This is a genomic window from Streptomyces sp. NBC_00273, from assembly GCF_036178145.1.
GTDB lineage: Bacteria > Actinomycetota > Actinomycetes > Streptomycetales > Streptomycetaceae > Streptomyces.
This window is the reverse complement of sequence record NZ_CP108067.1, coordinates 6,240,785-6,262,564: the sequence shown is the minus strand read 5'-3', so window position 1 is coordinate 6,262,564 and position 21,780 is coordinate 6,240,785. Positions and strand designations below refer to the sequence as shown.

The window sequence follows — 21,780 nt, the reverse complement described above, 5'->3', positions numbered from 1 at the left end:
CCGCCATGGTCGCCGTCACGGCCGCCGGGGCGGCCTCCGCCGCGGTGGGCCCCCCTCACGCCCCCGACGACGCGCGGCCCCCGGGCCGCCGCCCCGGCCGGGCGCGACTGCGCGCCCTCGTGGACCGGATGAGCCTCGACGAGAAGGTCGGGCAGCTCTTCGTCTCGCGGGCCTACGGGCATTCGGCGACCGACCCCGATCCGGCGGACGCCGAGCAGAACCTGGCGGCGTTCGGGGTGGGCACCGCCGCCGAGTTGGTCTCCCGCTACCACCTCGGCGGGATCATCTACTTCGCCTGGGCCCACAACACCCGCGGCCCGCAGCAGATCGCCGCTCTCTCGGTCGGCCTCCAGCAGGCCGCCCTCACCACCGGTCCCCGGATCCCCCTGCTGCTCTCCACCGACCAGGAGCACGGCGCCGTCGCCCGGATCGGCAAGCCCGCGACCCTGCTCCCGGGGGCCATGGCGCTCGGTGCGGCCGGCTCCACCGCCCACGCCCTGCGGGCCGCGCGCATCGCGGGTTCCGAGCTGGCCGCCATGGGCATCCGCCAGGACTACGCGCCGGTGGCCGACGTGAACGTCAACCCGGCCAATCCGGTGATCGGCGTCCGGTCCTTCGGCTCCGACCCGCACGCCGTGGCGGCCCTGGTGGCCGCCCAGGTCCGCGGCTACCAGGGGGCCGGGGTCGCCGCCACCGCCAAGCACTTCCCGGGCCACGGGGACACCGAGACCGACAGCCACGTCGGGCTGCCGGTGATGCGGCACACCCGGGCCGCCTGGGAGGAGTTGGACGAGCCGCCCTTCCGGGCCGCGGTGGAGGCGGGCGTGGACGCCATCATGACGGCGCACATCGTCTTTCCCGCGCTCGATCCCTCGGGGGACCCGGCGACCCTCTCCCGGCCGATCGTCACCGGTCTGCTGCGCGAACGCCTCGGCTTCGAGGGGGTGGTGGTCACCGACGCCCTGGACATGGCCGGGGTCCGCCAGAAGTACGGGGACGACCGCGTCCCGGTCCTGGCCCTGCTGGCGGGCTGCGACCAGCTGCTGAACCCGCCGGACCTGGGCCTCGCGCACCGCAGCGTGCGGGCGGCCGTCGAGTCGGGCGAGCTGACGCAGGCGCGCATCGAGGAGTCGGTGCTGCGGATCCTGGAACTGAAGGCCCGCCGGGGACTGTTGGACGAGGCGTACACCACGGCTCGGGAGGTGGGGGCCGTCGTGGGCGTCCAGGAGCATCTCGACGCCGCCGACGCGATCGCGGCCGCCACGACGACCCTGCTGGCCAATCCCCGCGGGCTGGTGCCCTTCGATGCGACGGCCGGACCACGCCTGCTGGTCACCGGGGCCGACCCGGTCTCCCCCACGGGTACGACCGGACCCCCTACGGCCGTACTGGCCCGGGAGCTGACCGCCCTGGGCTGCCGGGCCACGGCGGTGCCGCCCGCCCGCGCCGTGGCCGCCGCGGCCGGTCACGCGGCGGTGCTGGTGTGCACGTACAACGTCCCGGAGGGGATGAGTCCGCAGCGCACGCTGGTGGCGGACCTGGTCGCCTCCGGCGTGCCGGTCGTCTCGCTGGCGGTCCGCAACCCGTACGACCCGGCCCGGCTGCCGGAATGCGCGGCGGAGCTGGCGACGTACTCCTGGACGGACGTGGAGATGCGGGCGGCGGCCCGGGTGCTCACGGGGGCGCTGCGGCCCGCCGGCCGCCTCCCCGTCCCGGTCCCGGGCCGCTACCCACTGGGCCACGGGCTGACGCGCTGATCCCTCAGGCGCCGCCCCGCGGCCCGCGACCCGCGACCCGCAGTCCGCGGGCCGCGCGTCCCTCCCGGTTACGGCCGCAGCTGCGGCTCGCGCTCCAGGTCGCGCTGGTCGAGCTGCGCGTCCGGCACCGCCAGCGGCGCCGCCTTCCCCGCGTCGGCGAGCGCGGCGGCCGGGGCCACCCCGGCCCACTGCAGGATCTTCGAGGTGGCGAGGGCCTTCTCGCCGTCCATCAGCTTGGCGACGTTCGCCCCGTGGTTGGCGCCCGGCGCGATCATCACGTAGCTGTCGCGCACCCCGTAGCCGAGGCGGAACGGCTCGGCGCCCCACGGGTCGTTCTGCCCGTACACGAAGAGCATCTGGTGGGCGTTGTCGCGCACCCACTTGTCCACGTCCGCCATCGCCCCCGGCTGGAAGGTCATGGGGATGTCGCGGGGCACGAAGTTGCGCGGCGGCTGGTAGCCGTAGCGGCTCAGGCCCTTCAGGTGCGGCTGCTTGATGTCCGGGGAGCCGAGCTGCGTACCGGCCTGGTAGTAGTACGGCGTGTACGTCTCCAGTCCCTGGTCGGCGTAGGCCGAGAAGCCGGAGATCGTGTCGATCGTGTCCCAGATCTGCTGGTCGCTCGCGGTGGCGGCAGCCGGGACGGAGGCGCAGTCGGCGAGCAGGCTGTACTGCCAGAAGGCCCACGCGTAGTCGAGCACGACGGCCTCGTAGGCCTTGTCGAGGTTGCCGATGGTGGTGAAGGTCCAGCCGTTCTCGGCGGCGGCGACCGCGTACTTGGCCTCCAACGGCTCGCGGCGCACGAGCGCCTCGCGCTGGACGGCGTTCAGCTTGTCGCGGCACTCCTTGGTGCCGACCTTGGCGAAGAACCGGTCGTAGGCCGAGTCCTCTTGGTTGACGACGTCGTTGGGCGCGACGTACGCGACGACACCGTCCATGTCGCGCGGGTAGAAGCGCTCGTAGTACGTCGCCGTCATGCCGCCCTTGCTGGCGCCCGTGGCCAACCAGTTCTTCTTGTAGATCTTCTTCAGGGCGGTGAAGATGCGGTGCTGGTCACTGGCGGCCTGCCAGATGTCCAGGTGGGACCAGTTGGCGGGGTCGGGCCGGGAAGGAGTGAAGAATCGATACTCCATGGACACCTGGTTGCCGTCGATGATGGTCGTCGGCTCACTGCGGCGCGGGTTGGTGTTGACGTTGTAGCCGGAGGTGAAGAACACCGACGGCCGCGAGACGTCCTTGTGCAACAGGGTCAGGCGCTGCTTGAAGGTGCCCTTCCACGGCTGCCGGTGGTCCACCGGCTGCTCGTAGTTCAGTACGAAGAAGCGGTAGCCGGGGTACGGCTTCTCCTCGATCAGGCTCATCCCGGGAATGCCGAGGATCTGGTCCTTGATGTCCGTGGCGGCCGCGGGCTGTGCGGCGGTGGCCGCTTGCGCCGTGGAGCCGGCCGCACCAGCAGTGCCGATGAGCACCACGAGCGACAGCAGCCATCCGAGCGTCTTGCGCATTCACCCTCCCCTTGAGTTCACTTCGGTCGCCGTGAACCTAGTCGGGTCAACGCTCCACTGACCAGACCTAGTTGGGCCTGTCCGTCAGCACAGGATCCAGCCGGAATCCGCAGATCCGGCCCCCACGCTCCCCTTTACATACACGCAGCGGTTGATCGCACCCACGGTGACGGGCCCGGCATATCGGGTGAATCGCCCAACCTCACGCACCGGGGCACCGCCGCGCGGCTGAATGCTCACCGCCATCCGGCGCCGCTCGCCGAAGACCCGCGCCACGGTCATCGCGCAGGCCTGGTTGCGGCTCTTGTAGACCCGCACCTCGCCCGTCTCGAACACCACCGTCCGGGCCAGTCGGCCCCCGCAGCCCTCGGTCGCGGCCTGCGCCGCCGGTGGCGCACCCAGCCCGCCCGCGCAGAGCCACAGCGCCACGGCGAACACCCCCAGGGACGCGACCCGGCGGCCCCGCCTCCTCCACCCCTGCAACACCCTGTCCCCCGATCGGTCGTACGTACGGTGCACGCACGCACGTACGACGCCCGAACCCCCCGGATGGTTGCCGCGCGCAAGGGCCCGACCCATCAACACCGGCCACCCTCCCCCGTACGGGTGCATCCACCATCCCCCGGCGGGACAGCGGGAGTTCGCACCCGAGGGGGCGATTACGCTAGGTGACCCGCACCCCGCTCGCCGTGAGCACACCGGTGGCGGCAGCCGTGAAAGGCCATGAGATGACGAACGACCTGCTCGACCGCAAGCTGGCGCGCGCCTTCACGCACCTGGACGCCGACAGGAGCGGCGCGATCGACGCCGACGACATCATCGCGCTCGGCTCCCGGCTGCTGACGGCCCTCGCGGAGCCGGCCGACTCGCCCAAGGCGGAGCGGGTGATGGGCGGCCTGGCGGACTTCTGGCAGGACCTGTTCACCGAGCTGGACATCGACCGGGACGGCAAGGTCACGCCCGAGGAGTACAAGCAGGGCATGACCCGCCTGTACGCGCAGGGCGGGCCCGCCTACGACCGCTCGTTCCGCCCGATGATGAGCGCGATCCTGACGATCGTCGACACCGACGGCGACGGGCTCATCAGCCCGCAGGAGTTCCACCGGGCGCAGGAGGCCTTCGACACGCGGCTGAGCCCCGCCGACACCGAGTCGCTCTTCCGCCGCATCGACGCGAACGGGGACGGCCGCCTCACCGTCGACGAACTGCTCGCCGCGGTACGCGAGTACTACACCGGCACCGACGAGGACGCCCCGGGGAACCTGCTCTTCGGCGAGTTCTGACCCCCGGGGCCCGCCCGCTCAGGCCGCGGCGCGCTCGTCCTCGCCGACGAAGGTGCGCCACAGCTCGGCGTACCGGCCGCCGCGCGCCAGGAGTTCGGTGTGGGTGCCGTCCTCCACCACCCGGCCGCGGTCCATGACCACGACCCGGTCGGCGCGCGCCGCGGTGGTCAGCCGGTGCGCGACCACCAGGGTGGTGCGCTTGCCCGCGAGCCGGTCCGTCGCCTGGTTGACCTGGGCCTCGGTGGCCAGGTCGAGGGCGGCGGTGGCCTCGTCGAGCAGCAGCACGTCCGGGTCGACCAGCTCGGCCCGGGCCAGTGCGATCAGCTGGCGCTGGCCCGCGGAGAGGTTGCGGCCGCGCTCGGCGACGGTGTGCAGGTAGCCGCCGTCGAGGGTGGCGATCATGTCGTGTGCGCCGACCGCGCGGGCGGCGGCCTCCACCTCGGCGTCGCTCGCCGCGGGGCTCCCGTAGGCGATGGCGTCACGGACGGTCCCCGGGAAGAGGTAGGCCTCCTGGGGGACGACACCCAGCCGGTGGCGGTACGCCGTCAGGTCCAGCTCCCTTATGTCCGTGCCGTCGGCGGTGACCCGGCCTGAGGTCGGATCGTAGAACCGGGCCACCATCTTGACCAGGGTGGACTTCCCGGCTCCGGTCTCGCCGACGAAGGCGACGGTCTGCCCGGCGGGTATCCGCAGGTTGATGCCGGCCAGGGCCTCGCCCTTCTCGCCCCGCTCCTCGGCCGTCCCGTACTGGAAGCGGACGTCCTCGAAGGCGATCTCCCCGCCCAGTGATTCCAGTGCGCGCGGCCGCTCGGGCAGCGGGGTGGTGGTGGGCTCGCGCAGCAGCCCCTGGATGCGGCCGAGGGCGACCGTGGCCTGCTGGTAGCCGTCGAAGACCTGGGAGAGCTGCTGGACGGGCGCGAAGAACAGGTCGATGTAGAGCAGGTACGCGACCAGCGCGCCGGTGGTGAGCGTCCCGGCCTCCACCCGGCCCGCCCCGACGATCAGCACGGCGGCCGCGGCGCCCGAGGAGAGCAGCTGCACGAAGGGGAAGTAGACGGATATCAGCCACTGGCCGCGGACCCGGGCCTCACGGTAGGAGTGGCTGCGCTCGGCGAAGCGCTTGGCGCCCGAGCCCTCGCGGCGGAAGGCCTGGACGATGCGCAGGCCCGAGACGGACTCCTGGAGGTCGGCGTTGACCAGGCTGACCCGGTCGCGGGCGAGCTCGTAGGCGGCGACGGACCTGCGCCGGAACACGATCGTGCCGACGACCAGGACGGGCAGGGTCGCGAAGACGATCAGGGCGAGCTCGACGTCCAGGACGAGCAGGGCGATCAGGATGCCGAAGAAGGTGAAGACGGAGACCACGGCGGTGACGAGCCCGGTCTGCAGGAAGGAGCTCAGCGAGTCCACGTCGGTGGTCATCCGGGTCATGATCTTGCCGGTCAGCTCGCGCTCGTAGTAGTCGAGGCCGAGTCGCTGGAGCTGGGCGAAGATCTTGACGCGCAGGGCGTACAGCACGCGCTCGCCGGTACGGCCCGTCATGCGGGTCTCGGCGAACTGCGCGGCCCACTGCGCGACGACGACGGCGAGGGCGAGCCCGGCGGCCGCCCAGACGGCGCCGAGCACGGCCTGCTCGACGCCCTGGTCGATGCCGTGCCGGATCAGGATCGGCAGCAGGAGTCCGGCCCCCGCGTCCGCGGCGACGAGGCCGAGGCTGATGGCCAGCGGCGCCCAGAACCCGCGGAGCAGGCGGCGCAGGCCGTAGCTCTCCTCGGCGGCCGCGGCGCGGGTCTCGTCCACCTCGGGCAGGTCGTCGGCGGGCGGCAGCGCGGCCACCTGCGCGAGCAGTTCGGGGGTGGCGGGCATGCCGGAGACGGACCCGGCCATGGAATGTCCGGCTCCGGGCGCGCCACCGGCGGGAGCGGGCGCGAGGGCGGCGCCGGGGGCGGCGCCGGAGGTCGTGTCGGGCTCGTCCTGGCGGCGCCAGAGCTCGGGGGTGACCCCGCCGGCGACCCGGCGCTTGGCGTTGACGGGCTCCGAGTCGATCTCGGCCTCGAGCTCGATGCCGCGTTCGAGGTCCCGGTCGAGCTCGCGCTCGAACTCGGTCATCACCCGGGCGTCCGGGGTCCGCGGCGAGGCGGCGCCGAGCGCGTCCGGGTCGGTGAGCAGCCGGCGGTAGAGCGCGGACCGGTTCTCCAGCTGCTCGTGCGTGCCGATGTCGGCGAGCCGCCCCCGGTCGAGTACGGCGATCCGGTCGGCCAGCGCGAGCGTGGAGCGGCGGTGGGCGATCAGCAGGGTGGTCCGGCCCGCCATCACGGAGCGCAGGGCCTCGTGGATCTCGTGCTCGACGCGGGCGTCGACGGCGGAGGTGGCGTCGTCGAGGAGCAGCAGCCGGGGGTCGGTGAGGATGGCGCGGGCGAGGGCGATGCGCTGGCGCTGGCCGCCGGAGAGGGTGAGCCCCTGCTCGCCGACCTTGGTGTCGTACCCGGCGGGCAGCGCCCGGATGAACCCCTCGGCCTGGGCGGCGCGGGCGGCGGCCTCGATCTGTTCCTCGGTGGCGCCGGGGTGCCCGTAGGCGATGTTGGCGCGGATGGTGTCGGAGAAGAGGAAGGAGTCCTCGGGGACCAGGCCTATCGCGCCGCGCAGGGAGTCGTACGTCAGCTCGCGGACGTCGTGGCCGCCGACGCGGACGGCGCCGCCGTCGGCGTCGTAGAACCGGGGCAGCAGGAGCGCGACGGTGGACTTGCCGCTGCCCGAGGACCCGACGACGGCGACGGTCTCGCCCTGCGCCACGGAGAGCGAGAACCCGTCGAGGACGGGCCGCTCGGGGTCGTAGCCGAAGCGGACGTCGTCGAACTCGACGGTGGCGGGCGCGTCGGCGGGCAGCTCGTGGGTGCCCTCTTGGATCTCGGGCTCGGTGTCGATGAGCTCGAACACGCGCTCCACGCCGGCCCGGGCCTGCTGTCCGACGGTGAGGACCATGGCGAGCATGCGGACGGGTCCGACGAGCTGGGCGAGGTAGGTGGAGAAGGCGACGAAGGTGCCGAGGGTGACCTGGCCGTTGGTGGCCATCCAGCCACCGAGGGCCAGCATGGCGACCTGGGCGAGGGCGGGGACGGCCTGGAGGGCGGGGGTGTAGCGCGAGTTGAGCCGGATGGTCCGCATCCGCCCGGCGAACAGCCGGCGGCCGGCTTCGCGCAGCTTGCCGGTCTCCTGCTCCTCCTGGCCGAAGCCCTTGACGACGCGGACGCCGGTCACGGCCCCGTCGACGACGGTCGCCACGGCCGCGGCCTGGCCCTGGGCCCACCAGGTGGCGGGGAAGAGCTTCTTGCGGCTGCGCTTGGCGATGAACCACAGGGCGGGGGCCATGAGCAGGGCGACGAGGGTCAGCAGCGGCGAGAGCCAGAGCATGATCCCGAGGGACATCCCGAAGAGCAGGAAGTTCCCGATCGTCATGGGCAGCATGAAGAGCAGGCCCTGGATCAGCTGGAGGTCACTGGTGGCGCGGCCGACGACCTGGCCGGTGTTCAGCTCGTCCTGCCGCCGCCCGTCGAGGCGGGCGATGGTGCCGTACATGTCGGTGCGCAGGTCGTGCTGCACGTCGAGGGCGAGCCGCCCGCCGTAGTACCTGCGTATGTAGGTCAGTACGTACACCAGCAGGGCCGCGGCTATGAGCATGCCGGCCCAGGGCGCCATGGGCTTGGTCTCGTCCCCGATGACGTCATCGATGATCACCTTGGTGACCAGCGGGACGACCGCCATGACGGCCATGCCGGCCAGCGAGGAGCCGAGCGCGAGCAGCACATTGGTCTTGTACCGCCAGGTGTAGGCCGCCAGCCGCCTGCCCCAGCCCTGTTTCTCCCCAGCCGCTGTCTCTGCCGCCGCCACGTGAGGCCTCCCCGTTCGTCCTGTCCTGCCGGAAGCGCCAACGCTCCGACCGGCGGATTTCATCCCGCCGCAACAATCGCACTGCCGTACGGCGGGGGCGCGCGGACCGCGTCCGACCGGGTCGGGGACGGGGCGGGAGGCGGCGGGAAGGCGAGGCGGTGGCGGGGCAGTGACGGGGAGGGGGAGGCGCCGGGACCTGTCAAGTCCCGACTTTCCGGGTCTGGGCCCCCCGGGCCGTGCTCCCGATGCTGGAAGCACAGCCGACGCCGACCGCCGACCACCGACCGGGGCGGCGGGACCGAAGGGACCAGGGCCATGACCACTCACGAGCAGCCGGGCGATCACACCTTCGTGCAGCGGACCGCCCGTGCCGTCGTCCCCTTCGTCACCGCCTTCCTCGTCGCGCTGTTCGCGGCGAAGATCGTGAGCCTGGTGACCGACAACGGGTGGACGCGGCTGGCGACGGCGGTCGGGGTGGCCGTGATCAGCCTCTTGTTCCACCCCTACGAGAACGACGACGAGCAGCCCGGGCCGTGACGGGCGAGCAGCGTGGAGTTGGACCCGCTCGTGACACCGCTTGCGCCGTTCAGTTCGTCCTAAAGGTGAGTCGGGGCGAACATCTTGAGGTTGGCCGAAAGCAGTAGCACCGAAGGCCCAGGGGTGCCGAGGGAGTTCTTCAGGTCGTCCTTCAAGGACTCCGGGGTGGTGGTGGAGGCCGGGACGCCGAAGGACTCGGCCAGCGCCACGAAGTCGGGGCCGGCCAGCTGGGTACCGGTGTCGCAGCCGTACTCGCGCAGGATGCCGTAGCCGCCGTCGTCCACGATCAGCCAGGTGACGTCGAGGTCGTGCTGCTTCGCCGTGGCCAGGTCCGCGACGGAGTACATCGCGCCGCCGTCGCCGGACACCGCCAGTACCGGGGTGTCCGGTTCCGCGACGCACGCGCCGAGGGCCGCCGGGAAGGCGTAGCCGAGGCCGCCCGCGCCCTGGGCCGAGTGCATGGTGTTGGGGTGCTTGGGATCGAAGGCGGACCAGGCCCAGTAGGACAGGATCGTCATGTCCCAGAAGGACGGTGAGCGGGCCGGGAGCGCGGCCCGGATCGAGCGGAGGAGGTCCTGTTCGAGGGCCACGTCCTGGGTGGCGAGGCGGGCCGCGATGTCCGCGAGGACCAGGCGCACGCGCTCCGGGGCGGACGGGTCCGCGCGCTCGGACACCGTCTCGAGGAGGGCCTGGAGCGCCAGTCGGGCGTCCGCGTGGATGCCGAGGGCGGCGTGGTTGGACTCCAGCTTGCCGAGGTCCGCCTCGATCTGGATGACCCGGCCCGTCGGGAAGAAGGTGTGGTAGTTCGACGAGAGCTCACCGAGGCCCGAGCCGACGACCAGCAGGACGTCCGCGTCCTCCAGGAAGTCCGTCGTGTGGCGGTCCTCCAGCCAGGACTGGAGGGAGAGCGGATGGGTCCACGGGAAGGCGCCCTTGCCGCCGAAGGTGGTGACGACGGGCGCGTTCAGGCGCTCGGCGAGCTGCTTCAGCTTGCCCGCCGCGTCCGAGCGGACGACCCCGCCGCCCGCGATGATCACCGGGCGGGTGGCGTTCTCCAGCCAGTGGGCGGCGAGCGCCGTGAGCTCGGGGCGCGGCGCGAGCTCGTGCGGGGTCGCGTCCACGCCCGTGACCTGCGGGATGACGGTCTCGGCCCGCAGCACGTCCTCGGGGATCTCGACGAACACCGGGCCGTGCGGGGCGGTGAGCGCCGACTCCCAGGCCTCGGCGATCACGGAGGGGATCTGGGAGGGGGTGCGGACCGTGTGGACGGACTTCACCACGTCCCGGAAGGACGCCGACTGGTCCCGCAGCTCGTGCAGGTGGCCGCGCCGCCCGCCGCCCAGGCCCGCCACCGGGACCTGGGAGGAGATCGCGAGGACCGGGGCGGAGGCGGCCGCCGCCTCCGCCAGGGCGGGCAGCGCCATCAGCGCGCCCGGGCCGGTGGAGAGCAGCAGCGGCACCGCCTCGCCCGTGATGCGGCCGTACGCGTCGGCCGCGAAGCCCGCATTGTTCTCCGTGCGCAGCCCCACGAAGCGCAGGTCGGAGCGGCCGACCGCGTCGAAGAGGGCGAGCGCGTGCTGGCCGGGCAGGCCGAAGACGGTGTTCGCGCCGAGCGAGCGCAGCGTTTCCACGACCAGGTCCCCGCCCGTCCGGCCCGGCGGCGGCGCGAGCGCGGCCGCCTTCTGGGCTTCGGTGGGACGGAGTACCAGGTCGTGGTCGTGCGTCACTTCGCTTACTTGCCCTTCGCCTGCGCGATCTGTCGCGACATGATCGTGGTCAGCTCGTACGCGGTGTGCGAGGCCGCGACCGAGGTGATCTCGGCGTGATCGTACGCCGGGGCGACCTCGACGACGTCGGCGGAAACGAGGTTGCAGGAGGACAGGCCGCGGATGATCTCCAGCAGCTCGCGGGAGGTCATGCCGCCCGCCTCCGGGGTGCCGGTGCCGGGCGCGTGCGCCGGGTCGAGCACGTCGATGTCGATGGAGATGTACAGCGGGCGGTCGCCGATGCGCTGGCGCAGCTGGTCCGCGACCTCGTCGGCGCCGCGGCGGTAGACGTCGGCCGAGGTGACGATGCCGAAGCCCATCTTGGCGTCGTCGTCCAGGTCCTGCTTGCCGTACAGCGGGCCGCGCGTACCGACGTGGGAGAGCGCCTCGGTGTCGAGGATGCCCTCCTCGACGGCACGGCGGAACGGGGTGCCGTGGGTGTACTCGGCGCCGAAGTAGGTGTCCCAGGTGTCCAGGTGCGCGTCGAAGTGGAGCAGCGCGACCGGGCCGTGCTTCTTCGCGACGGAGCGGAGCAGCGGCAGGGCGATGGTGTGGTCGCCGCCCAGGGTCATCAGGCGGGAGCCGGCGCCGAGGAGCTCGTCGGCGGCGGCCTCGACCGTCTCGACGGCCTCGTTGATGTTGAAGGGGTTCACCGCGATGTCACCGGCGTCGGCGACCTGCGCGAGCGCGAACGGGGAGGCGTCCTGCGCCGGGTTGTACGGGCGCAGCAGGCGCGAGGCCTCGCGGATGGCGTTGCCGCCGAAGCGGGCACCGGGGCGGTAGGACACGCCGGAGTCGAAGGGCACGCCGACGACGGCGACGTCGGCGGAGCCGACCTCGTCGAGGCGGGGCAGACGGGCGAAGGTCGCCGGGCCCGCGTAGCGCGGGATGCGGGAGGAGTCGACGGGGCCGCGCGGCTGCGTGCTCATGGCTGTGCCTCTTTCTCTGGCCTGACGTGTGCGGTACTTCGAGCGTAAGCGGGCCACCTGGGGGTGGGGAGTGTACGTTTCATCCATCTGGCAGAGCCGAAATATACGGAGTATCCATGCCCGGCCCTCCCCGTGATCAGGAGTACGGCAACGGCCCCGCCGGGGAGCCGCTCACCCCGCCGGTGCCCCTCGCCGCACTGCTCGGCGACCGGGAGCTCGGCCTGCGCCACCTCGCCGGGCCGGCCACCGCCGGGGTGCACGGGGTGCACGCCTCCGAGATGCCCGACCCCTCCCCGTACCTGCTCGGCGGCGAGCTGCTGCTGACCGCCGGGGCGGGTCCCGCCGACGACCCCGACGGGTACGTGGCCCGGCTGGCCGGGGCGGGCGCGGCGGCCCTCGGCTTCGGCGTGGCCCCGGTGCACGAGGAGGTCCCGGCCGCACTGGCCGAGGCCTGTGCGCGGCACGGGCTGCCGCTGTTGGAGGTCCCGCCGCGGACCCCCTTCTCGGCGGTCGCCCGCGCGGTGGGGCGGCTGATGGCGGAGGCCCGGACCCGGGAGCTGCGCCGGGTCACCGAGGCCCAGCAGGCGCTGGCGGCGGCTGCGGCCCGCCCCGACCCGGTCCCGGCGGTGCTGGCCCGGCTCGCGGCGAGCCTGGGCGGGTCGGTGGCCCTGTGGCCGGGCGGCCGGGCGGCGGGCCCGGAGCTGCCGGCCCCGGCGTGGGAGGCCCTGTCCGCGCTGCTGGCCCGGGTCGGCCGCGAGGGCGGGCCCGCCACCGCCACCGACCGGGCGGGCGGCCACCACCTGGCCGCCTACGCCCTGGCCGGGCGGGCGGCACTGGGCACGGCGACCCCGGCCCGCGCGCCCGGCGACCACACCGTGGCATCGGTGGCCGCCGTCCTCCTGACCCTGCTCACCGCCGAGCGGCCCGCCGGGGCGGAGGCGGCGGCCCTGACCCGGCTGCTCCTCGACGGGAATCCGGCCGCGGCCCTGGCGGCCGGGCCCTGGTACGCCGTCCACGCCCGCGGGTCCGGGGATCCGCAGGCCCTCGCGGCCGCGCTGGGCACCGTACTGCTGGACCCGACCGGGGACGGCGTACGGCTGCTCACGGACCGGGAGCCCGCCGCGCAGTCCGGCTGGCGGCTCGGGGTGAGCGCACCGGCCGCGCCCGCCTCCCTGGCCACGGCCGACGCCCAGGCCGCGCGGGCCCTGCGGCGGGCGGAGGCGGCCCGTACCCCGCTGGCCCACCACACCGACCCCGGCTTCGCGGGCCTGGTCGGTGAGGCCGAGGCGCGCGCCCATGCCGAGGCCCTGCTGGGACCGCTCTCCCCCGCCCTGCGCCAGACCCTGCGGGGCTGGCTGGCCCACCACGGCAACTGGGACCGCACGGCCGCGGCCCTCGGTGTCCACCGCAACACCGTCCGCCAGCGCGTCGGCCGCGCCGCAGAGCTGCTGGACCGGGACCTGGACGACCCGGACGTGCGGATGGAGCTGTGGTTCGCGCTGCGGACCACCGACCCCGGTACCGCTCAGCCGGGGTAGTCGTCCGGCGGGCGGAAGGAGGCGAGCATCTCCAGGAAGCGGGCGGAGCCGGTGATCACCCCGGGCTGCTTGGTGCGGGGCGGAGCGGGCTCGACCCCGATCGACTCGATCCCGTCCTCCCCGATCCACAGCAGGCGCGAGCTCAGTCGGTACTCCTCCGGGGCGTCCTCCCACATCTGCCGTACGAGCGGGCCGTAGGCGATCACGCAGGTGTGCAGTTCCGGCCCTTCCACGGCCCACAGCATCAGGTGACCGTGGAAGGGGACCATCGCGAGGATGCCGAGCGGCGCCGGGCGGTCGATCAGGTCGGCGGCCCGCAGCAGGTGGGTGGAGGTCCATCCGCCGTCGGCCTCGACGTTCACCAGCGGGTTCTCGTCGTCGTTGTACTGGAGCGAGACCGGCGCGGCGTCGAGGTTGGCCATGGCCGCGGCCCAGACCTCGGAGGCGTCCACCTGCCAGGAGTCGAACTGCTCCGGCGGGACGGGTGCGGAGAGGGAGCCGCCCACCTGGATCACCACGACGGCCGCGAGCTCCTCGGTGAGGGCGACCGCCAGCGCGTGGCGCTCGGTCACCGCGTCGACGGTCACCAGCCGCGGCATGAGCCGGTTGCGGACCTCGGCGAAGCCCGCGCGCTCCAGTTCGCGCCGGCGCTCGGCGAGCCGCTGCTTCTGGTTCAGGAAGGAGACGGTGGCCGACCGCCAGTTCGCGTGCGGCAGCGCGCGGACCAGCTCGGCTATCTCCGCGAGGTCCAGCGGTGCGCCGCTCTGGCCCTCGGCGGCGAGCGAGAGGTGGCGGTGTTCCCCGAAGCGCATGGGCGGCCCGCTCGTGTTCCCGTCCAGGAAGACGTCGTTGAGGAGCGCCTCAAAGGCGTGCCAGTCGGCGGGGCTGAACCACGCGCACCAGGCCGGTACCGGGGACGACTCCGCCCCGCCCGGCCCCCGACCAGCGCCCCCGCCCCCACCCACACCCGCGCCGGCCTTTTTCGCTCTCCGGAAAAGTGGCATGCCGGGCAGATTAGGGCAGCGCGAATCGGTACGTGAGACCACGAACAAGGCATTCTTGAGCACATTCCGGCCACCGCGGCGCGGACGAATCCCCTCCACCGGGGTCGCCGACGGAGGGCCGGGGGTGAGCCACCCCACCCTTTCTCCGGCGCCTCCGCTCTGGACAGCAAGTTTGACTGGCCGGTAACTTAGCCTGAGCAAGCGCTTAGGCATGGCGGCGGACCGCCGCAACCGAAGGGAGCCGGCTGTGCGCCGTACCGTTTTCAACGAGGACCACGAGGCATTCCGCGAGACCATCCGCGCCTTCGTCGAGGCCGAGGTCGTCCCGGTCTACGACGAGTGGTTCGCAGCCGGTCAGGCGCCGCGCGACTTCTACTACAAGCTCGGCGAGCTGGGCGTCTTTGGCATCAACGTGCCCGAGGAGTTCGGCGGCGCGGGCCTGGACACCCACAAGTTCGAGGCCGTCCTCTACGAAGAGACCTCGCGCGCGGGCGTCAACTTCGGCGGCTCCGGCGTGCACGTGCTGCTCGCCCTGCCCTACATCAAGATGCTGGCCGACATCGAGCAGAAGAAGCGCTTCCTGCCGAAGTTCGTCTCCGGCGAGGAGATGTGGGCGCTGGCGATGACCGAGCCGGGCACCGGCTCCGACGTCGCGGGCATGAAGACCACCGCCAAGCTCTCCGAGGACGGCACCCACTACGTCCTCAACGGCTCCAAGACCTTCATCACCGGTGGCGTCCACGCCGACCGCGTGATCGTCTGCGCCCGCACCTCCGCCCCGAGCGAGGACGACCGCCGCTTCGGCATCTCCCTCTTCGCCGTGGACACCAAGTCCGAGGGCTACTCCATCGGCCGCAAGCTCGACAAGCTGGGCCTGAAGACCTCCGACACCGCCGAGCTGGCGTTCGTCGACGTGAAGGTCCCGGTCGAGGACCTGCTCGGCGAGGAGGGCAAGGGCTTCTACTACCTCGGCCACAACCTGGCCTCCGAGCGCTGGGGCATCGCCTTCGGCGCGTACGCCCAGGCCGCCGCGGCCGTCCGGTTCGCCCAGCAGTACGTCACGGAGCGCACCGTCTTCGGCAAGCCCGTCGCGCACTTCCAGAACACCAAGTTCGAGCTGGCCGCCTGCCAGGCCGAGGTGGACGCCGCGCAGGCCGTCGCCGACCGCGCCCTGGAGGCCCTGGACGCCGGCGAGCTGACCCCGGCCGAGGCCGCCTCCGCCAAGCTGTTCTGCACCGAGGTCGCGCACCGCGTCATCGACCGCTGCCTCCAGCTGCACGGCGGCTACGGCTACATGAACGAGTACCCGATCGCCCGCCTGTACGCCGACAACCGCGTCAACCGCATCTACGGCGGCACCAGCGAGATCATGAAGTCCATCATCGCCAAGTCCATGGGCCTGTAAGGATTTCGGGCACCTACCCTTCCCCCATGAACGACGCACTGACGACGCTCCTCGATCTGCTCGACCTCGAGCAGATCGAGGAGAACATCTTCCGCGGTACCAGCCGGCCTTCGCTGGTACCGCGCGTCTTCGGCGGCCAGGTCGCGGCCCAGGCCCTGGTCGCGGCCGGCCGGACCGTCCCCGCGGACCGCACCGCGCACTCGCTGCACTCCTACTTCCTGCGCACCGGGGACACCTCCGCGCCCATCGTCTACTCGGTGGACCGGATCCGCGACGGGCGCTCCTTCACCACGCGCCGGGTCGTCGCCGTCCAGCACGGCCAGCCGATCTTCCACCTCTCCGCGTCCTTCCAGAAGTACGAGGACGGCCTCGACCACCAGGTCGCCATGCCGTCCGCCCCGGACCCGGAGTCCCTGCCCACCGCGGCCGAGTCGCTGCCCGCGTACCGCGAGATCTTCCGCGACCCCGGCACGGTCGAGCGGCTGATCGAGACGCGGGAGGCGGTGGACCTGCGCTACGCCACGACCCCGCCCTGGGGCAGCATCGGCGAGCCGGTGGAACCGCGCTCGCAGGTGTGGTTCCGTACGGCCGGCAAGCTGGACAGCGACGATCCGCTGCTGCACACCTGCCTGGCCACCTACGTCTCCGACATGACCCTGCTGGACTCGGTGCTGCTCGCGCACGGGCGGGGCGGCTGGGCGGTGGGCGACGTGGTCGGCGCCTCGCTGGACCACGCGATGTGGTTCCACCGGCCCTTCCGCGCGGACGAGTGGCTGCTGTACGACCAGGAGTCGCCCTCGGCGGCCGCGGGCCGGGGCCTCGGCCAGGCCCGCATCTGGACGCAGGACGGCCGGCTGGCCGTGACGGTCATCCAGGAGGGCGTCGTACGCGTCCCGCGTGCGTGACGTCCGCTCAGTCCCACCAGAATCCCCAGTGGTTGCTGCCGGTGACCGCCTCGTCGGCGTAGGCGCGGATGCTGCCGGAGCCCTGCCAGACGTTGTCGGGCGAGAAGGCGAAGTGCTCCGCCGCGACGGGGAGCGCGTGGGCGATCGTACGCGGCGGGGCCGCCACGGACACGTGGAGCTCGTCGAAGCCGAGGGCGACGACGCGGGCACCGAAGCGGTCCTCCCAGGAGCGCAGGACCGTGCTGATGAGGGCGGTGTCGGTCTCGTGGTTGGTCGGACCGCACCAACCCATCGCGGTCGGTACGTCGGCCCCTCGGGCCGCGGGGACCAGGGCGAGCCGCGGGCTCGGCAGGACGCCGCTCGCGATCAGCCCGTCCGCGAGCCCACAGGCCACGGCGTCCGGACCGCCCGGACCGTCCGAAGCCGTCCCGCCCTCCGCGAGCCCGGGCCAGTCCCGGCCGAAGGGGGCGATGAGCTCCTCCCCCTCCGCCCCCTCCTCGGGGTCGGGCACCACCGCGCTCCAGAACTCGCGCAGCACCGGCTCGACGTGGTGGTCGTCGGGGTCGGACATCCGCTCCGGCGAGAACTCCCTTTCCTGCCACCACCGTTCCAGCCCGCGCCGCCCCTGGAACAGCACCGCCTGCAGCCCGGCGGCGGCGAGCGCGGGAGTCCGGTGCGCGGCGAGCGCACCGCTCCCCACGGCCTCGTCGGACACCCACAGCAACGGATCGGGGGCCTTCCACCACCCCCGCCGACCGGGCCTCTCGATGAGCGCACCGGGCGGCAACTCGAGCCCCAGGGAACGCCCTTGAGGATCGTCGGCCAGGACGGACAGCGGATTGCGCGCCTTCGGAGACTTCGACATGCAGCGACCGTAACCACCACCACTGACAACCGGCGGCCCTCACCGCTCGGCCCGGGTCGGCCGCCGCCAGCCTCGTACGAAGGTCCTTCCCCCTGTCCACTCCACTGAATTGCACGCGGCACGAGCAGTACCGAATCGAAAGAGTTCCGATGCGCACCCGAAACCGCCGGATCTTGGCCGTCGCGATCCTTTCGACCGGGCCGTTCCTCACAGTCGGATGCGTGCTGGACCTCGATCAGGACACGCGCTGCACCGCCACCGACCTCTCACCGTCGATCCGCGACAAATACTCCCTCCCCGAGCTGTCAAAGGCCGACGACATTCAGTTCTGCGAAGGGTCCGACGCAGATGGGGACTGGGCCCGCCTGACCTTTCGGAGCAGCCCGGGAGACTCTCAGGAGTACCTGGAACGCCTCGAAATACACCCCGAAGGGTTCATGCCCGTCGAATCAAGCGCTGTAGACCGGTTGGCAAGCCCAGAACGTGAAGGGTGGAAGCTCACCAAGGGGCTGGACTACAAGGAGAACGGGAAGTCGCGAGAGCACAACGGGCACTGTCTCGTGGACTACAAGGCATTCATCCAAGACTCTCCCGATTGGGACGGGCGCGTATACCTGGGGATGTACTGCGCGACCTGAGTCCCCGTGGAGCAGACAAGAGAAGGGATTGCTCAGTGAGGAGACGCCTGTTACTGGCCGTCTGGTGGTTCGTGGGCGCGGCAGCGCTCTTCGTTGCGGTGCTGGCCGCCCTCCGGGCGGACCTCGGCGGTGACCACGAGGTCGAGCTCGCGGTCACCGACGTGGAGGGGGTCTGGCAGGGCGCGGACGGCGGTCGCCTGACGGTTCGGGCGGACGGCTCGGCGGACCTTGAACGGGTCACGCAGCCCGGGCCGGACTGCGGGAAGTCCGTCTGGGCGGACGGCCGTACGTACACCGGGGCGGCACGGTGGGTCTTCGCCACCTACCCCGACGAAACGCCGGGGATCAGGTTCGACTACCAGGGGCCCGCCACCGGCGAGGCGTGCAAGGTCTACCTCGTGGTCGTCCCTCACGAGGACGGCTCGCAGAGGGGCTTCCTCCCCCACGTCCACGGGCAGTACGTGCGCTCGGCCGGGCCGCAGGGCTGATCGGCACGGGGCCTGCGGGGCACGACCGCGGACGTGGAGGAGCACCGGCCGGGCTCCTCCACGTCCGTCCACGTCCGTCGCGCTACGCGTCCCGCAGGCCCGCCGCGTCCAGCAGGTACGCCACCATCGGGTCGTAGTAGCGCGGGTCGCGGACGTGGTCGTCCAGGGGGACCGTCACCTGGAGGGTGCCTTCCGCCTCTCCGATGAACAGGGCCGGGTCGTTGCAGTCCGCGTAGCCCACCGCGTCCAAGCCGCGCTGCGCCGCGCAGCCCGCCCAGCCGTGGTCGGCGACGACCAGGTCCGGCAGCGGGCGGTTCTCGGCGGTCAGGCCGTCCAGGATCGCGGCCATCGGCGCCGGCGAGTGGGTGTGCCACAGCGTCGCCCCGCGCTCCAGCACCGCGACGTCGGCGAACTGCCACACCGAGCCCTCGTCCGCCACCAGCCCCCGCGGGATGACGACGATCTCGCAGCCCGCCGCCCGCAGGGCCGCCGCCGTGGCGCGGTGGACGTCCAGGAGGCCGCCCGGGTGGCCGGTGGCGAAGAGCACGCTCTGCCGGTCGGCCGCCGCCTTGCGCAGCCGCGCCGCCAGGCGGTCCAGGCCGGCCACGGTCAGTTCGGGGTCGATGGTGTCCTGGCCGAAGCGGAACTCGGGGTCGTCCACGACGCCGCAGCGCTCCGCCATCACCGCGAGCACGTCCTGCTCGTCCGTCCAGCGGTCGCCCAGTTCCAGGCCGAGCCAGTAGTGCCGGTCACCGTTGGCGAGCTTGCGGTAGTGACTGAGGTTGTTGTCGCGCGGCGTGGCGACCTGCCCCGCGATCCGCGTGCGGACCAGGTGGTCGATGAGTTCGGCGCGGGTAGGTACGGACGTCTCTATCGGCTTCGGCATACGGGCCATTCTGCCGCCGCCGGGGCGGAGGCGGCGCGTCCATTCCGGTCGGCGGACGCCCCGGCTCACGCCGACAGCGCCCCGAACGCGCCGTGTGCGAGGCGCCGCAGGAGCGATTCCACCGCCTCGCGCCCCAGGGCCGCCAGGTGCGGGGTGGAGTTGAGCAGGCCGAAGACCGCGTGCACGGCGACCCGTACCTCCGCCTCGCCGACCTCCGGGTGCAGTTCCCGTACGACCTCCACCCACAGCTCCACGTACTGGCGCTGGAGCTGCCGTACGAGCTTGCGGTCGGCCTCCCGCAGCCGGTCGAGCTCCCGGTCGTGCAGGGTGATCAGCGCCCGGTCGTCGAGCGCGAAGTCGATGTGGCCGTCGATGAGGGAGGACAGCACCCGGGCCGGGTCGCCCGCCGCCTCCGCCACGCGGTGCCGGCCGCCGGTCAGCAGCCGCTCGCTGATGCCGACGAGCAGCTCGGCGAGCATGGCGTCCTTGCCCGCGAAGTGCCGGTACAGGCCGGGTCCGCTGATGCCCACGGCGGCCCCTATCTCGTCGACGCCCACGCCGTGGAATCCACGCGCGGCGAAGAGACGAGCGGCCTCACTGAGGATCTGCTCGCGACGGGTGGGTGCGGCCGCTCTGGTGCTCATGGGAAACCATTCTAGACAGGGCCGTTAGCGGTCGTTAACCTAAGCCCCATACACGTTAACGCTCACTAACAGCGTGCACCGAGCAAGTGGAACGAGCAAGGGAGCTCGACCGATGCAGCAGGCACCAGTGCTGACGAGCGCCGCGGACCCGGCGTCCGAGGCCTGGCGGACCAACGAGGCCGCCCACCGCGAGCTGACCGAGGGCCTGCGCGCCCGGCTCGACGCGGCCCGGCTCGGCGGCGGCGAGAAGGCCCGCGCCCGCCACACCGCCCGCGGGAAACTCCTCCCGCGCGACCGCGTGGACGCCCTCCTCGACCCGGGATCGCCCTTCCTGGAGCTGGCCCCGCTGGCTGCCGAGGGCATGTACGGGGGCGCCGCCCCCGCCGCCGGGGTCATCGCGGGCATCGGCCGGGTCAGTGGCCGCGAGTGCGTGATCGTCGCGAACGACGCCACCGTCAAGGGCGGCACGTACTACCCGATGACCGTCAAGAAGCACCTGCGCGCCCAGGAGGTGGCCCTGGAGAACCGTCTCCCCTGCCTCTACCTGGTCGACTCCGGCGGTGCCTTCCTGCCGATGCAGGACGAGGTCTTCCCCGACCGGGAGCACTTCGGCCGCATCTTCTACAACCAGGCCCGCATGTCGGGCGCCGGCATCCCGCAGATCGCCGCCGTCCTCGGCTCCTGCACCGCGGGCGGCGCGTACGTACCGGCCATGAGCGACGAGGCCGTCATCGTCCGCAACCAGGGCACGATCTTCCTGGGCGGCCCGCCGCTGGTGAAGGCCGCCACCGGTGAGGTGGTCACGGCCGAGGAGCTCGGCGGCGGCGAGGTCCACTCCCGGACCTCCGGCGTGACCGACCACCTCGCGGAGGACGACGCGCACGCGCTGCGGATCGTACGGAACATCGTGGCGACCCTGCCCGAGCGCGGGGCCCTGCCCTGGTCGGTCGAGGCGCCGGAAGAGCCCAAGGTGGACCCGTACGGGCTGTACGGTGCGGTCCCCGTCGACTCGCGCACCCCGTACGACGCCCGCGAGATCATCGCGCGCATCGTGGACGGCTCCCGCTTCCAGGAGTTCAAGTCCGAGTTCGGCCAGACGCTGGTCACCGGCTTCGCCCGGATCCACGGACACCCGGTCGGGATCATCGCCAACAACGGCATCCTGTTCGCCGAGTCCGCGCAGAAGGGCGCGCACTTCATCGAGCTGTGCGACCAGCGCGGCATCCCGCTCCTCTTCCTCCAGAACATCTCCGGCTTCATGGTCGGCAAGGACTACGAGGCCGGCGGCATCGCCAAGCACGGCGCCAAGATGGTGACGGCCGTGGCCTGCACCCGGGTGCCGAAGCTGACGGTCGTGGTCGGCGGCTCGTACGGCGCCGGCAACTACTCGATGTGCGGTCGGGCGTACTCGCCCCGCTTCCTGTGGATGTGGCCCAACGCCAAGATCTCCGTGATGGGCGGGGAGCAGGCGGCCTCGGTGCTCGCGACGGTCAAGCGCGACCAGATCGAGGGCGCGGGCCAGGAGTGGCCCGCCGAGGACGAGGAGGCCTTCAAGGCCCCGGTCCGCGCGCAGTACGAGGAACAGGGCAACGCCTACTACGCCACGGCGCGGCTGTGGGACGACGGGGTCATCGACCCGATGGAAACCCGGCAGGTGCTGGGACTGGCCCTGACCGCGTGCGCGAACGCCCCGCTGGGCGACTCGGGCTTCGGCATCTTCCGTATGTGACGTGAGGACCTCACTG

General features: G+C 72.5%; 18 protein-coding genes. 9 read left to right on the top strand and 9 right to left on the bottom strand.

Going from position 1 to position 21,780, the window contains the following annotated elements:
* Nucleotides 1–5: 5 nt before the first annotated feature.
* Nucleotides 6–1,757 (top strand): glycoside hydrolase family 3 protein, encoded by a 1,752-nt coding sequence (locus tag OG386_RS27735; protein WP_328793382.1) that lies wholly within the window; start codon nucleotides 6–8, stop codon nucleotides 1,755–1,757.
* A 68-nt stretch (nucleotides 1,758–1,825) separates the two neighbouring features.
* Here OG386_RS27735 and OG386_RS27730 read toward each other — a convergent pair whose 3' ends face one another.
* A complete protein-coding gene (locus OG386_RS27730; RefSeq protein WP_328790360.1) occupies nucleotides 1,826–3,259 on the bottom strand; it encodes an aminopeptidase in 1,434 nt (477 codons plus the stop codon).
* A gap of 84 nt (nucleotides 3,260–3,343) precedes the next feature.
* Complete coding sequence (locus OG386_RS27725) at nucleotides 3,344–3,688, bottom strand: hypothetical protein (protein WP_328790359.1); 345 nt, start codon at nucleotides 3,686–3,688, stop codon at nucleotides 3,344–3,346.
* A 299-nt stretch (nucleotides 3,689–3,987) separates the two neighbouring features.
* Between OG386_RS27725 and OG386_RS27720 the strand changes: the two genes are divergently transcribed.
* On the top strand, nucleotides 3,988–4,542 hold the full coding sequence (locus OG386_RS27720; protein ID WP_328790358.1) for an EF-hand domain-containing protein: 555 nt from the start codon (nucleotides 3,988–3,990) through the stop codon (nucleotides 4,540–4,542).
* An 18-nt stretch (nucleotides 4,543–4,560) separates the two neighbouring features.
* Here the strand turns inward: OG386_RS27720 and OG386_RS27715 are convergent, their stop codons facing one another.
* The gene (locus tag OG386_RS27715) at nucleotides 4,561–8,430 is read right to left on the bottom strand and encodes an ABC transporter ATP-binding protein (protein ID WP_328790357.1); all 3,870 of its coding nucleotides are present in this window, start codon (nucleotides 8,428–8,430) and stop codon (nucleotides 4,561–4,563) included.
* 315 nt (nucleotides 8,431–8,745) lie between these two features.
* Between OG386_RS27715 and OG386_RS27710 the strand changes: the two genes are divergently transcribed.
* Entirely contained in the window at nucleotides 8,746–8,967 is a 222-nt protein-coding gene (locus OG386_RS27710) for a hypothetical protein (RefSeq protein WP_328790356.1), read from the top strand.
* 59 nt (nucleotides 8,968–9,026) lie between these two features.
* On the opposite strand, the gene OG386_RS27705 is transcribed toward OG386_RS27710, so the two are convergent.
* The gene (locus OG386_RS27705) at nucleotides 9,027–10,694 is read right to left on the bottom strand and encodes a thiamine pyrophosphate-binding protein (protein ID WP_328790355.1); all 1,668 of its coding nucleotides are present in this window, start codon (nucleotides 10,692–10,694) and stop codon (nucleotides 9,027–9,029) included.
* 5 nt (nucleotides 10,695–10,699) lie between these two features.
* Nucleotides 10,700–11,662 carry an agmatinase gene (speB, locus tag OG386_RS27700; protein ID WP_030013156.1) on the bottom strand — a complete coding sequence of 321 codons (963 nt, stop codon included), beginning with the start codon at nucleotides 11,660–11,662 and terminating at the stop codon, nucleotides 10,700–10,702.
* A gap of 116 nt (nucleotides 11,663–11,778) precedes the next feature.
* On the opposite strand from speB, the gene OG386_RS27695 reads away from it, so the two are divergent.
* Entirely contained in the window at nucleotides 11,779–13,200 is a 1,422-nt protein-coding gene (locus tag OG386_RS27695; RefSeq protein WP_328790354.1) for a helix-turn-helix domain-containing protein, read from the top strand.
* Here OG386_RS27695 and OG386_RS27690 read toward each other — a convergent pair.
* On the bottom strand, nucleotides 13,188–14,204 hold the full coding sequence (locus OG386_RS27690) for a hypothetical protein (RefSeq protein ID WP_328790353.1): 1,017 nt from the start codon (nucleotides 14,202–14,204) through the stop codon (nucleotides 13,188–13,190). The genes OG386_RS27695 and OG386_RS27690 overlap by 13 nt on opposite strands.
* A gap of 247 nt (nucleotides 14,205–14,451) precedes the next feature.
* Between OG386_RS27690 and OG386_RS27685 the strand changes: the two genes are divergently transcribed.
* The gene (locus OG386_RS27685; protein ID WP_327385310.1) at nucleotides 14,452–15,609 is read left to right on the top strand and encodes an acyl-CoA dehydrogenase family protein; all 1,158 of its coding nucleotides are present in this window, start codon (nucleotides 14,452–14,454) and stop codon (nucleotides 15,607–15,609) included.
* A 26-nt stretch (nucleotides 15,610–15,635) separates the two neighbouring features.
* The gene (gene tesB, locus OG386_RS27680) at nucleotides 15,636–16,514 is read left to right on the top strand and encodes an acyl-CoA thioesterase II (RefSeq protein ID WP_030009022.1); all 879 of its coding nucleotides are present in this window, start codon (nucleotides 15,636–15,638) and stop codon (nucleotides 16,512–16,514) included.
* Nucleotides 16,515–16,521: 7 nt separating this feature from the next.
* On the opposite strand, the gene OG386_RS27675 is transcribed toward tesB, so the two are convergent.
* Complete coding sequence (locus OG386_RS27675) at nucleotides 16,522–17,379, bottom strand: DUF4253 domain-containing protein (protein WP_328790352.1); 858 nt, start codon at nucleotides 17,377–17,379, stop codon at nucleotides 16,522–16,524.
* A gap of 149 nt (nucleotides 17,380–17,528) precedes the next feature.
* On the opposite strand from OG386_RS27675, the gene OG386_RS27670 reads away from it, so the two are divergent.
* Both OG386_RS27670 and OG386_RS27665 read left to right on the top strand, forming a co-directional pair.
* Nucleotides 17,529–18,017, top strand: coding sequence for a hypothetical protein (locus OG386_RS27670; RefSeq protein WP_328790351.1), 489 nt, complete (start codon nucleotides 17,529–17,531; stop codon nucleotides 18,015–18,017).
* A gap of 35 nt (nucleotides 18,018–18,052) precedes the next feature.
* A complete protein-coding gene (locus OG386_RS27665) occupies nucleotides 18,053–18,505 on the top strand; it encodes a hypothetical protein (RefSeq protein WP_328790350.1) in 453 nt (150 codons plus the stop codon).
* Nucleotides 18,506–18,587: 82 nt separating this feature from the next.
* On the opposite strand, the gene OG386_RS27660 is transcribed toward OG386_RS27665, so the two are convergent.
* Nucleotides 18,588–19,400 (bottom strand): phosphatase, encoded by an 813-nt coding sequence (locus OG386_RS27660; protein WP_328790349.1) that lies wholly within the window; start codon nucleotides 19,398–19,400, stop codon nucleotides 18,588–18,590.
* A 56-nt stretch (nucleotides 19,401–19,456) separates the two neighbouring features.
* The gene (locus tag OG386_RS27655) at nucleotides 19,457–20,035 is read right to left on the bottom strand and encodes an SACE_7040 family transcriptional regulator (protein WP_189737178.1); all 579 of its coding nucleotides are present in this window, start codon (nucleotides 20,033–20,035) and stop codon (nucleotides 19,457–19,459) included.
* A gap of 112 nt (nucleotides 20,036–20,147) precedes the next feature.
* Between OG386_RS27655 and OG386_RS27650 the strand changes: the two genes are divergently transcribed.
* Nucleotides 20,148–21,764 (top strand): carboxyl transferase domain-containing protein, encoded by a 1,617-nt coding sequence (locus tag OG386_RS27650; RefSeq protein WP_327385301.1) that lies wholly within the window; start codon nucleotides 20,148–20,150, stop codon nucleotides 21,762–21,764.
* Nucleotides 21,765–21,780: the final 16 nt, after the last annotated feature.